The organism is Rossellomorea sp. SC111, from assembly GCF_024733565.1.
Lineage (GTDB): Bacteria > Bacillota > Bacilli > Bacillales > Bacillaceae_B > Rossellomorea.
On record NZ_JANIOC010000010.1, the window covers coordinates 182,602 to 195,642 of the forward strand.

Annotated in this window: 8 protein-coding genes; 6 read left to right on the plus strand and 2 right to left on the minus strand. The window is 45.8% G+C overall.

What is annotated here, in order from left to right; translation table 11 throughout:
* The first annotated feature begins 31 nt into the window (after positions 1-31).
* Positions 32-172, plus strand: coding sequence for a hypothetical protein (locus tag NQ095_RS14745; RefSeq protein ID WP_258264213.1), 141 nt, complete (start codon positions 32-34; stop codon positions 170-172).
* A gap of 4 nt (positions 173-176) precedes the next feature.
* Here the strand turns inward: NQ095_RS14745 and NQ095_RS14750 are convergent, their stop codons facing one another.
* Positions 177-1,718: an HD-GYP domain-containing protein gene (locus tag NQ095_RS14750; RefSeq protein ID WP_258264214.1), complete on the minus strand. Its 1,542-nt coding sequence runs from the start codon at positions 1,716-1,718 to the stop codon at positions 177-179.
* 220 nt (positions 1,719-1,938) lie between these two features.
* Here NQ095_RS14750 and NQ095_RS14755 point away from each other — a divergent pair, with 220 nt between their 5' ends.
* Together NQ095_RS14755 and NQ095_RS14760 are read left to right on the plus strand one after the other, a co-directional pair.
* Complete coding sequence (locus NQ095_RS14755; protein ID WP_375162842.1) at positions 1,939-3,111, plus strand: endonuclease; 1,173 nt, start codon at positions 1,939-1,941, stop codon at positions 3,109-3,111.
* A 175-nt stretch (positions 3,112-3,286) separates the two neighbouring features.
* Positions 3,287-3,826 (plus strand): GNAT family N-acetyltransferase, encoded by a 540-nt coding sequence (locus tag NQ095_RS14760; protein WP_258264215.1) that lies wholly within the window; start codon positions 3,287-3,289, stop codon positions 3,824-3,826.
* A gap of 242 nt (positions 3,827-4,068) precedes the next feature.
* On the opposite strand, the gene NQ095_RS14765 is transcribed toward NQ095_RS14760, so the two are convergent.
* A complete protein-coding gene (locus NQ095_RS14765; RefSeq protein WP_258264217.1) occupies positions 4,069-5,226 on the minus strand; it encodes an MFS transporter in 1,158 nt (385 codons plus the stop codon).
* Between the two features lie 163 nt (positions 5,227-5,389).
* Here NQ095_RS14765 and addB point away from each other — a divergent pair, with 163 nt between their 5' ends.
* The 3 genes from addB to NQ095_RS14780 all read left to right on the plus strand — a co-directional run bounded on the left by addB (position 5,390) and on the right by NQ095_RS14780 (position 13,027).
* On the plus strand, positions 5,390-8,872 hold the full coding sequence (gene addB / locus NQ095_RS14770; protein ID WP_258264219.1) for a helicase-exonuclease AddAB subunit AddB: 3,483 nt from the start codon (positions 5,390-5,392) through the stop codon (positions 8,870-8,872).
* Positions 8,865-12,632: a helicase-exonuclease AddAB subunit AddA gene (addA, locus tag NQ095_RS14775; RefSeq protein ID WP_258264220.1), complete on the plus strand. Its 3,768-nt coding sequence runs from the start codon at positions 8,865-8,867 to the stop codon at positions 12,630-12,632. Before addB ends, addA begins: the two co-directional genes overlap by 8 nt.
* 92 nt (positions 12,633-12,724) lie before the next feature.
* Positions 12,725-13,027, plus strand: a complete 303-nt coding sequence (locus tag NQ095_RS14780) for an HNH endonuclease (RefSeq protein ID WP_258264221.1) — start codon at positions 12,725-12,727, stop codon at positions 13,025-13,027.
* Positions 13,028-13,041 lie beyond the last annotated feature (14 nt).

Here is a 13,041-nt window from a genome sequence, read left to right on the forward strand (position 1 = left end):
AAGAAAATTCGTTCGTTTTGAGGGTGGTTATGTGACAACAGAAATTCCAATCATTGAAACCAAGTTTGTGCCGCCTGTTGTCAAGGATTCATATATTAGGCGCCCAAGCTTAATGATTAAACAGGAAGAGGATCCGGTCGATATGAAACGGATCCTTATTGGTGTGGGGTGAGTGTTCATCCTGTCTGCCTTGTATCCCCGGATCCTTTTTCCATCCTCTTCAAAAAGGCATCCACAAATTCCTTATCCCACTGTGTCCCTTTTCCTTCCTGCAGGATGGAGAAGGCCTTCTCATAAGGCATCCCTTTACGATAAGGGCGATCAGACGTCATGGCGTCAAATGCATCGGCGACAGCGATCAACCGACCGAATACGGGTATTTGGTCTCCCTTTAATCGATCGGGATACCCGAAACCATCCATACGCTCATGGTGGTGCTTAATCCCGGGTAAGATGGGCAGGAGTTCTTCCGTCAACTGAACCCCTTTCACAATTTCTTCACCGATCACAGGGTGACGCTTGATCTGATCGAACTCTTCATCTGTCAATTTTCCTTCTTTTAACAGTACATCATCGCGAATCCCGATCTTTCCGATGTCATGAAGGAGGGCTGACTTATTGAGTAAATCGATGTCCTCTAGAGACCATTTACACTGTCTGGCAATCATCACGGAATATTCCGCCACACGCTTACTATGACCGGCAGTATAAGGGTCGCGGGCATCCAATGTACCTGCCACCACTGCGAAAAACTGGTCGAGGAGCTGGAGGTTTTTCTGATCCCGGAGGTTGATGGCTTCTACCATATGATTAAATCCCGAAAAGAGGTGGGCGAACTCGTCCGTATACGTATTTATAGCAGGGGCAACGTGGCCCTGTTCCACTTTTTCAAAACGGTTGACCAATTCCTTGACGGGTCCTTCAATGCTTTTGAAAATAAGGATCGCCCCATAGAAGGCGAGTACTGTAATAATGAGGATCAAGGCAGCAGCCCATCTCCAGTAGTCTACTAGAAGAGCAGAGTCCGTGATGGATAAGCGAATCTGAGAAGCAAGTGAAAACAGCAGAATCGGAAACAAGGCAAGAAATAACGAAGCAGCCAGAATTTTTTGTTTTAAACTGATAAATAGAGTGGACTGACTGGAGGGATCAACCCCATACTTTTCCATCGCTTTCAGGATCAGATCTCCCTGGAGCCTGTGACAAGCTTTGAAGGTTAAGAAAAATTCAATCAACGCATGAAGGATCGCCACTAAGAAAGCCCCGCACCAGGCGTAAAGAATGTACGAGTATGGAATGGAAAGAGAGCCTACCCGGATGAAGACCACTGTCAGCAAGGTTGACGGTACAGCAAGTCCCAGAAAATGTGGGAACATGATTCGTTTAACCGTTAACAGCGGGAACCTTTCTGTTTGTTGATAGGCGGTTAGGAGAAGCTCCAATTTGATTATTGGATGCTTCTTAGTGTAAATCTCTTTAATTGGACGAATATGCTTCTGATATACGAGAAATTCAAAACCGAACATCGTGACAATCGAAAGGAAGATGATGCTTCCCATGGCGATGAATTCGCCTTCTTTAAGGGATAGGGTTTGGAAAATGAACACAGACCCGACACCGAACACTGCTATAAAACTGCCTAAAAGATAATTTTTAATGATGGTACGCTGAAAGTGCTGAAATATCTCCAAGGATGAATCCCCCAATTTCACTAACATTTAGTAGATTCATTATATAGGAAAATGGGATGGGGGAACATGGTAGTTTTAAAGATTTGTTTGAGAGGGGTCACTTTTTATTTTGGTGAAATGTACCAAAATCACCATTTGATCTTTGTGAAATAAGACTCAATTTACCTTATTTACACAAAATTTACCCTATTATGACAATCAGTATTGTACGCTAAATGAGTAATGTATTCAAAGGAGGAGAAGCAATTTGAAGTCCATACACAAAAAAATCATCGGTATTTTTGCTATTGTATTTCTGTTTACGATTGCGTGCAGTCAGGTATCCCCGAGTCAAATGAGTGCTGCTGGAAATGGGACGTGGAGTTCTCCCTATACAGTGGATCAAGCCATATCAAACCAAAATGGGTCCACCCAGTCCGTAGAAGGATATGTGGTGGGGCAGCCAACCTCGGGCTCATCAGTTGTTACAAATAATTTTCCCAACGATTATGCATTGGCATTAGCGGCTTCACCATCAGAGGCCAATACGGATCAGATGATATATGTCCAAATCCCAACTTCATACCGGTCAAGCTTTGGCCTCCAAAGTAACCCTGGATTATTGGGTGAAAAAATCAAGGTGACTGGCAGCTTGACGGCCTATTTTTCCCACCCGGGAGTGAAGTCGACATCGGCGTTTGAATCAATGGAAGGCGGGGAAACCGACCCTCCATCCGATCCGACCGATCCACCAACTTATGAAGAATATTATAATACGGCTGAAGGAAAGACGGGCGATGCCCTGAAAACAGAGCTGCATAACATCATTGATGATCATCAGACCCTTTCTTACGATGCTGTATGGGGTGCGCTTCGCAATACGGATGAAGATCCGAGTAATCCGAATAACGTCATTCTCCTCTACTCTGGCCGCTCACAATCGAAAACGACAAACGGCGGAGGGGTGAACGACTGGAACCGTGAACACGTATGGGCGAAATCCCACGGAGATTTCGGGACGGCACAGGGACCAGGGACGGACCTCCATCACTTAAGACCGACGGATGTGACGGTCAACTCTACAAGAGGGAATCTGGATTTTGACAATGGTGGAACCGAACAGAGCGAAGCGCCGGGCAACTACTATGATAGCGATTCATGGGAGCCGCGTGATGAAGTGAAAGGAGACGTAGCACGAATGATTTTCTACATGGATGTCCGCTATGAAGGAGACAGCGGCGAAGTCGATTTAGAGTTGAACAACAATGTCAATAACGGCAGTGCACCTTATATGGGGAAAATGTCTGTACTTCTGGAATGGAACGAACAAGATCCAGTCGATGCAAGGGAAATCCGCAGAAATAACATTATTTTTGACCAATATCAAGGAAACCGAAATCCATTCATTGATCACCCCGAGTGGGCAGAAATGATTTGGTGAAGAATTTGGGCCTGGAGTCTTCCGGGTCTTTTTTTGGAGGATGAAGAATCATTTTGTGAAAGGATTACCGAAAACCGATGTAGGCAAAGTCAACAAACAGGCACTGACAAACCTTTTACAGGGTCAATGAAGGAAAAGAAAGGGAACATCTCGAAATACGTATATCGAGGTGAAAATGATGAAACGGTTATTATCCGGTACGAGAATATATCTATCAGGCTTTCAGGAAGAAGACGTTTCGGCTATAAGGGAATGGAATCAAAATGAAGAAGTGCAGAGACTATTGGATGCCCTCCCCCATAAACCGAAATCAGAAGAAGAGATCAAGAAATGGATGGGAGATCCGGGTGATAATGCCTATCGTTTTGCGGTTCGTCTGAAGGATGAGGGCAGGATCATCGGATTTGTTGAATTGGACGGAATTCTTTGGTCTCATCGTGTGGGATGGGTTTCGATATCCATCGGTGACGAACAGTCATGGGGGAATGGATTCGGCAGGGAAGCAATGCAGTGTCTCCTTGCCTATGCCTTTCATGAGTTGAATTTACACCGTCTTCAGTTAACGGTATTTTCGTATAATGAGAGAGCGATCCGTTTATATGAATCACTGGGGTTCACGAAAGAAGGAAGCTTCCGTCAGTTCCTGCAAAGAGACGGAAATCGACATGACATGATACTGTATGGATTATTAGTGGATGAATGGAAAGAAGGATGAGGTTGTCCTTCTTTTTTCAGATGGGTAGAGGTTTGAGCACGGGAGATTGAGCGCTCAGTCATTTTCCTTAATCTGTTAAAAGACGCAATTACTATCCAGAATGACCCAATAAATGAAAAAAAGACGCAATCCTCATCCAAAAAGACGCAATTAAGCCCCGGAGTGTCAAATTTCCCTGCCACAGATCTTCTCCATTTCGAGCCCCACACCTCGAATCTACAGGAAAGAAGGGAAAAAGTGGGCTAATCCCCCGTGTCCCATCTCTTCCGCCCCACATATAACAAGCCTCCCATCCATGTTTGGAACAAAAAGCATCCCACTAACAGAAACAAGGATTGGACATACGTAAGGTGCATGATGACTAACGGTGCCATACTGGTCCCTCCTAACAATAGGAAAGAGTAGAGGCTGAGTGCCTGGCTTCGTCCCTTGCCGCTCATATCTCCGATCAGGGTGATGACGGTGGGAATCAATAAGGAGATGGCCGAGACAAAAAGAATGGAAGAAAGAATGATGATAAAGGGTTCGTGACCGTATGCATACATGAAAGCAGCCACCACACTTATCATCGATAGAGAGACTCCGATAAACAGAGTTTTGTAGATTCCCAGTGCCTCCACAAGACGGCCTATGAAAAGGGATAAGCAGGCTCCGATCAGACCTACTGCCCTGGTGAGGAAAAGCAGGCCGGGATCTTCTGACATGTAGCGGGTCAAGCTGTCATAATAAGCGATGAATGTAGCGAGAAGGGTGAAGACGATTCCGTAACAGTAAAGAAGTTCTTTTCTCTTAAGCAGCTTCACGATGGTGGCGATTTGTTGTGAGGATGAAACAGATACAACGTTTGCAGGTGGAAGCGTTTGGTTTCCGATTAAAAAAAGGGAAGCATATACCATGGCGAAAAAGAAGAATACAGCAGACCAGCCGGAGAAGCGTGTGATTCCTTCACTGAGCAACTGACCGAGGATACCGGCAAAGAGAAAGCCTGAATTGATGAAAGCCAGAAGCAGGGTCCGATGCTTTCCTGAAAACAAATCATACGTATAGGCAAACGCCACAGGTGCAAAGCTCCCCAGACAGAATCCTTGCAAACCCCTTGTGATAAATAAACTCCAGAAGTCGGTTGATAACCCAACGGCCCCTGAAGAAACGGCAGATGCAAGCATCCCCCAGACGAGGATCCTTTTTTTGCCGAAGTGGTCTGCAGCGTTGGCAAATGTCAATAAACCGCATGCGTAGAAAAAGATAAATGAAGTTCCGGCCATGACGACTTCACTTTGTGGAATGGAAAGAGTGGCTGCAATGCTTCCATAAATGGGGATGAACGTGTAAATATTACAAGCTACCATCACGGCCATCATAACCAGGACAGAAGCGATTCTGTGGAAATTTTGATTCATGATGATTTCACCTGCCTATCTTTACTGTATGCAGATGATCCAAATATTTTCAAACAAAATTGAGACGGGAAAGATTTGTGGTTGTGTACTATAATGAACCTATACAAAAATTCATAAACCCTCTTGGTTAGAATAGATAGAGTATAAGAAAAGGAGTGAGAGGATGTCTGTACGTTTTATTCTCGGACGCTCCGGTACGGGGAAAACCCATCGCATATTGGATGAGATGAAAAAGAGTTTGTTGGAAGCACCGAATGGAGATCCAATCATCTATATCGTACCGGATCAAATGTCCTTTATATCTGAATACGAACTCGTGAATACGCCGGGATTGAACGGTATGATCCGTGGACAGGTGTTCAGCTTCACCCGTCTTGCCTGGAAGATCCTTCAGGAAACGGGTGGAATGAGCCGTTATCATTTATCTGATGTCGGGTTAAATATGATGATCCGGAAGATCATAGACGAAAACAAGGAGCATCTCCATATTTTCACCAAGGCATCTGACAAGCCGGGGTTTATTCATCATGTGGAGGCGATTGTAAAGGAATTCAAACGTTACTGCATTTCACCAGCGGACCTGCATGGGTTTAATGAAGACAGTGATCGCTCCAAGGTATTGAAGGATAAGCTTCACGACCTTGAACTGATTTATGAGAAATTTGAGGAAAAGCTTTTCGGAAAGTACATTGATTCGGAAGATTATTTTCAATTGCTCACTGATCATGTGAAAAATTCCGATCTCCTGAAAGAGGCAGAAATCTACATAGACGGGTTTCATAGTTTCACTCCTCAGGAATACCTCATTATTGATCAGCTCATACAACATACGAAAAAAGTGACGGTTGCCCTTACAACGGATCCTGAGCAGCCAATCGACGCCATGAATGAATTAAGCCTGTTTCGGATGACTAACGAAACCTTCCATACCCTTCAGGATATTTGCAGGGTGGCAGGAGAATCAGTGAATGAAGAGGTGCTCACGAAACCGATTCGCTACGGGAGTGAAACGATGCTTCATTTAGAGCGTCATTTTGAAGATCGGCCAACGATACCCTATGAGGGAGGAAATACAACTATTGAATTCCTCGAAGCGTCCAACCGTCGTGCTGAGGTTGAAGGAATCGCAAGGGAGATCAGAAAGCTTGCACGGGAAGAAGGGTACCGCTACAAGGATATCGCCGTATTGGTTCGAAACAGCCAGGATTATCGTGATAAGGTCGAAACGATTTTCCAGGATTATGCGATTCCCTTTTTCCTTGATCAGAAGCGGACGATGCTGAATCACCCTCTCATCGAGCTCATTCGTTCCACACTGGAGATCATGAACAGCAACTGGAGATATGAACCGGTCTTCCGGGCAGTGAAAACAGACCTTTTATTTCCTTATCAGAAGAATCCAGCCGATTTGCGTGAAAAGATGGACCGACTGGAGAACTATGTGCTTGCTTATGGTATAAAGGGAGACCGGTGGACGAAGAAAGACCGTTGGAAATACCGTCGCTTCAGGGGTCTTGAACATGTGGACGCCCCACAGACCGACCGGGAGAGGGAGCTTGAGCACGAGATCAATGAATTGCGGTTATTTATCTCGGCACCGGTCATCCGTCTTGGTAAACGATTAAAGAAGCGCGCTACGGGACGGGAATACTGTGAGGCCCTTTATCTTTATCTGGAAGAGTTGGATATACCGGCAAAGCTTGAACGAATGCGCATTGAAGCTGAGGAGAAAGGGAATTTGATCGCAGCAAGGGAACATGATCAAGCATGGTCGGCAGTGATGGATCTGCTTGATCAATATGTAGAGATGCTTGGTGATGAAGAAACGACTATGAAGAAATTCTCTTCCATCCTTGATGCAGGTATTGAAACGATGGAATTCTCATTGGTCCCCCCTGCCATTGATCAGGTCATTATTGCAGATCTTGAGAAATCCAGGCTTGGCGACATCAGAGCCGCATTCATCATTGGAGTGAATGATGGGATTCTCCCGGCAAAAATGAGTGAAGACGGGGTCCTGTCCGATGAAGACCGTGAGACATTGATCACAAGGGGATTCAAAATAGCCCCGAGTAATAGGACAAAGCTGTTGGATGAAGAGTTTGTGGCGTATAAAGCGTTCACGACTCCAAGCGAACGCCTTTTCATCAGCTATCCCATCGCCAATGAAGAAGGAAAGGCGCTCTTGCCGTCTTCCTTCATTAAGAGATTGAATGAAATGTTCCCGGATTCACATACAAAGCTTCTCATCAATGAACCGTCTGAACTATCTGAAGAGGATCAGCTTCATTACGTCTGTCATCCGAATGTGACGATTTCCCACCTTACGTCACAGCTTCAGTTGAAGAAAAGGGATTATCCGATCTATGACTTCTGGTGGGATGTGTATAATTTTTATGCTTCGTCCAATGATTGGAAGTGGCATTCAGGCCATATCCTTTCAAGCCTTTTTTATGAGAACCGTGGTAATCAACTGTCGGAGGATACGAGCAAAGAGTTGTACGGTGACCATATCCTTGCCAGTGTTTCCCGGATGGAGCTCTTTCACAGCTGCCCATTTTCACATTTTGCCAGTCACGGCCTGAAGCTCAGGGAACGGGATTTCTTCAAATTAGAGGCACCGGATATCGGTGAGATGTTCCACTCGGCTTTAAAGTGGATATCAGAAGAAGTGGAACGTCATGGACTGACATGGGCATCACTCTCGAAATCCCAGTGTTTGCAGTTGGCGAAAGAAGCGGTCCTTATGCTCGCACCGAAGCTCCAGCACCAGATTCTATTAAGCTCGAACCGGCATTATTATATCGCTCAAAAGCTTGAGCAAATCATAAGCCGGGCAAGCATGATTTTAAGTGAACATGCAAAGGCGAGCGGGTTTGTGCCCGTCGGGGTGGAACTTGGATTCGGCCCACAGGCGACCCTTCCGCCGTTTCAGTTCCAATTGAGAAATGGGACGAAGATGGAACTGCAGGGAAGGATTGACCGGGTAGACAAGGCTGAGGATGCAAACGGAGTGTATCTCAGAATCGTCGATTACAAGTCGAGCGCCAGGGACCTGGATATGACGGAAGTATATTACGGCCTGGCCCTGCAGATGCTGACGTATCTTGATATTGTGTTAACCAATTCGAAACAGTTCGTCGGGAAGGAAGCAAAACCTGCCGGTGTACTCTATTTCCATGTTCACAACCCGATGATCAACAGCAAGAAGATCTTGACAATGGATCAGATCGAGCAAGAAATCTTCAAGAGCTTTAAGATGAAGGGAATCGTCCTTGGGGATTCTGACATTGTCAGATTAATGGATCAGACGCTGGACACGGGGAATTCTGATATCATATCAGCAGGGATCAAGAAGGACGGTACATTATCTTCCCGTTCGAAGGCGGCTTCAGGTGAAGACTTCCATTATATGCGTCAACATGTCAGAAAGCTCTATGAAGCCTCCGGGAACCGGATCATCTCCGGAGAGACGGATATAGCTCCATATAAGCTGAAGGATCGGACTCCGTGTCAATTTTGTTCGTACCGTCCGGTCTGTCAATTTGATCAGTCTTTGGAGGAAAACGAGTTCAGAGTGCTGCCGACAGCGAAACAGGAAGATTTATTACGGAAAGTGAGAGAGGAGGCGGAATCCAATGAATAATGATAGTATTCCAGTAAAGCCGGATCATGTCACTTGGACAGATGATCAGTGGAAGGCGATATGGGCGAAAGGACAGGATATCCTCGTCGCTGCAGCTGCGGGGTCGGGTAAGACAGCTGTACTGGTAGAGAGGATCATTCAGAAGATCCTCTCAGAAGAAGACAGGATGGACGTGGATGAACTATTGGTTGTTACCTTTACCAATGCTTCAGCGGCTGAAATGAGACATCGGATCGGCCTTGCGCTCGAGAAGGCAATCGATGAAGATCCCCATTCCCGTCATTTAAGGAAGCAGCTCAGTTTGCTGAACCGCGCGTCCATTTCTACCCTGCACTCCTTTTGCCTTGAAGTGATACGAAAATACTATTATCTCATTGATGTCGATCCTGGATTCAGAATCGCAGATGAGACAGAGGGAGACCTGCTTCGGGATGAGGTCCTTGACGATCTTTTTGAAGAAGAATACGGCAAAGAAGACAATCATGACTTTTTTAAACTGGTGGACACATTTACGAGCGATCGAAGTGATGGTGCCCTGCAGGATATGATCAGGAAGCTGTATGATTTTTCGCGCTCCCATCCGAATCCCGATGAGTGGCTGAGAAGACTCGAGGATCTGTATGAGGTAGAAGAGGGCGAAGGAATCGATCAACTTTCCTTTATTGAGCCTCTTCTGACAGATATCCGATTGCAGCTTCATGGTTCAAAAAGCTTATTTCAGCGGGCATTGGATCTCACCCGAGTGCCCGGGGGACCTGGTCCGAGAGCGGAGAACTTCTTAAGTGATATCGAGATCGTCGAGAGCCTGGAAGAAAGTCTGGCAACTTCCTGGAACGATTTATACGAAACGATCCAAACCCTGCCCTTTACGAAGCTAAAAGCTTGCAGGGGGGACGAGTATAATAAAGAAATAGTTGATGAAGCGAAGAAACTCAGGGATCAAGGAAAGAAAACATTGGAAAAGCTTCAGGAGGATTTCTTTTCAAGAAGACCCGGTTCTTTCCTTGAAGATATGCGGAAGATGAAGGACGTGATCCACACCCTGGCGGAAGTGGTGATCGAATTCGGTAAACGTTTCAGGGTAATGAAAGAAGAAAAGGGACTCGTCGATTTTGCCGATTTGGAACATTTTTGTCTCGACATTTTAAGGAACCCTTCATTTGATGCATTGGTTCCTTCAGAAGCAGCGAATCTTTACAAAAATAAGTTCAAAGAAGTACTGGTGGATGAATACCAGGATACAAATATGGTTCAGGAATCCATTCTCCTTCTCATTACAGAGGAACGTGAAGAAGTTGGAAACCGGTTCATGGTGGGGGATGTAAAGCAATCCATCTACCGCTTCAGATTGGCGGAACCGAATCTGTTTTTAGGAAAGTATACCCGTTTTCTCCCCGAGAGAGGGGAAGCGGGATTGAAGATCGACCTTTCCCAAAACTTCCGAAGCCGGAAAGAAGTGTTAGAAGGGACGAACTTTTTATTCAAACAGATTATGGGTCCATCTGTCGGTGAGATGGAATACAACAGGGAAGCTGAACTTGTAAAAGGTGCCCCTTATCCAGAAGAAAAAGAATACCCGATTGAAGTGGCGATCATCGATCAGGAAACGGAAGAACCTTCTCCAGGTGGTGATGAAGAGGGACTATCCATCTTTGATGAAGGGGATATCGAGAAATCGGTCCTGGAAGCCCGTTATATGGCAAACAAAGTCAAAAGGATGATAGAAGAGCGGACACCGGTCTATGATGCCAAAACGAAAACCGAGAGACCGATTCAATACCGGGACGTCGTGATTCTGCTTCGCTCCATGCCTTGGGCGGCAGAAATCATGGAAGAATTCAAGCGTCAGGGAATACCGATTTATGCTAATTTATCTACAGGATATTTTGAAGCGACCGAGGTTGCCATTATGCTTTCACTCCTGAAAGTGATCGATAATCCGTACCAGGATATCCCCCTTGCTTCCGTTCTAAGGTCCCCGATTGTCGGACTCGATGAGCAAGGTCTTGCCAGTATCCGGATCCATTCCAGAGCAGGGACGTATTACGAAGCGTTGAAGACATTTGCCGGGGAGAAGCCTGGCAATCCCCGTGAGGAAGAAACATTCGAAAAGGTCAAAGTGTTCCTTTATCACCTCGGGAACTGGAGAACGAAGGCGAGGCAGGGATCTGTGACAGAATTGATCTGGCAATTGTACCGGGACACCCGATTCTATGATTATGTGGGTGGGATGGCCGGTGGGAAGCAGCGTCAGGCTAATCTCAGGGCTCTCTATGACCGTGCGCGGCAATACGAAGAAACTTCCTTCAGGGGATTATTCCGGTTCCTGCGGTTCATCGACAGGATGAGGGAACGGGGGGATGACCTGGGAGTGGCAAGAGCACTGAGCGAACAGGAAGATGTGGTACGGTTAATGACCATCCATTCCAGTAAAGGTCTTGAGTTCCCTGTCGTATTTGTCGCCGGTACCTCCAAACAATTCAACCTGATGGATCTGAATGCAGCATACTTATTGGATAAAGACCTTGGATTGGCCGTGAAATACACTGATGCAGCTAAACGGATCAGCTATCCGTCCCTTCCCCAATTGGCATTCAAGCGGAAGAAGCGGATGGAGGCGATCTCGGAGGAGATGCGCGTGCTATATGTGGCATTGACCCGGGCCAAGGAGAAGTTATATCTGGTTGGTACCGTGAAAAGCCTGGAAAAATCGATGAAGAAATGGCGCGGGGCTTTAAGTCAAACAGACTGGTTATTATCTGATTATGACCGGGCAGGGGCGAGTTCTTATCTTGATTGGATAGGTCCGTCCCTCATGCGTCACCCTCAGTGTGGAGAACTTGGAGCGACAGTCGGGTCAGAAGTCAGCATGATTAATGAAGAGATTCTTACGCATCCTTCCTGCTTTCATGTGACACCGATTCATAAATCTGAACTGGTTGCCGACGGTGAGGAGGAAATGAGTGAAGAAAAAACGTGGCAGGAGAAAGTGAAGAATGGGGAAGTGGTGGATATTGTTTCTTCCCAACAAGAAGAGGTGTTACAAAGGTTATCGTGGGAATACCCTCATATTCGCGCTACAAACCTCCGTTCAAAGCAATCTGTCTCAGAGCTGAAACGGATGGTTGAAATAAGGGATGAAGCCTCAAGTATTGATATACTGAGGCAGCACCATAAGCCTGTGTATAATAGACCTCAATTTATGCAGTCGAAAGAACTGTCCCCTGCTGAAAAGGGAACAGCCATGCATACCGTCATGCAGCATATTTCATTTGAAGATGGAGTGCCGACAGAGGAAAAGGTTGAAGACCTTTTGGTGAAACTTGTTCATAAAGAAATCCTGACGGAAGAACAGAAGCAGGCAGTGTCAGTCGAACATATCTCAGGCTTCTTCGAGAGTGGAATTGGTCAGAGGATGGTAAATGCCAGTAATATAGAGCGGGAAATCCCCTTCAGTATGAGCGTTCCACTTAGTGAAATATCAGAAACGGGTGAAGAAGCCCCTGAAGAAACCATTCTCGTTCAAGGGGTCATCGACTGTGTTTTCAGGGATGAGTCGGGAATCGTCCTGTTGGATTACAAGACAGACGGCATCCATGACCGCTATCAGGGTGGATTCACGGAAGCCAGGCCAGTTCTTGAAGAGCGGTATAAAGTACAAATCGAATTATACACCCGGGCATTAGAATCCATATGGAAAGAACCGGTATCAGAAAAGTATCTGTATTTCTTTGATGGAGGACATGTGTTGGAGTTATAAAAGGAAAACACTTCGCAGCTTTGCTTCGAAGTGTTTTTTTATGCTGTTGCAGGGAATACCTATACTAATCACTTAATGAGGAATGGTTAAAGATGAGTAAAAGAGCGATTGGTACATGTGAGTTATGTGCCCGGAGTAATGTAGAGACTACGATTCATCACCTCACACCTAAAGAGGTCGGGGGAACATTCCTCGCCACGGCGAGACTATGTATTCCTTGTCATAAGCAGGTTCATTCCCTTTACACAAACGATGAACTTGGGGCAAGGTTGAACACAATTGAAGATTTAAGAAGAGATGAGAATATTCGTGCATTCATAAAATGGATCCGCAAGCAGCCGCCCACCAAATTAATCAAAACGAAGAAAAGTCAGGAACGAAGGAAGAAACGATAACCTATCAAAATAAA

What these genes read in the sequence shown, in the direction of transcription:
- addB (WP_258264219.1), top strand. Translation starts at nt 5,390, where the DNA reads ATGTCTGTACGTTTTATTCTCGGACGCTCCGGTACGGGGAAAACCCAT.
- NQ095_RS14760 (WP_258264215.1), top strand. Translation starts at nt 3,287, where the DNA reads ATGATGAAACGGTTATTATCCGGTACGAGAATATATCTATCAGGCTTT.
- NQ095_RS14780 (WP_258264221.1), top strand. Translation starts at nt 12,725, where the DNA reads ATGAGTAAAAGAGCGATTGGTACATGTGAGTTATGTGCCCGGAGTAAT.
- NQ095_RS14750 (WP_258264214.1), bottom strand. Translation starts at nt 1,718, where the DNA reads ATGTTAGTGAAATTGGGGGATTCATCCTTGGAGATATTTCAGCACTTT.
- NQ095_RS14765 (WP_258264217.1), bottom strand. Translation starts at nt 5,226, where the DNA reads ATGAATCAAAATTTCCACAGAATCGCTTCTGTCCTGGTTATGATGGCC.
- addA (WP_258264220.1), top strand. Translation starts at nt 8,865, where the DNA reads ATGAATAATGATAGTATTCCAGTAAAGCCGGATCATGTCACTTGGACA.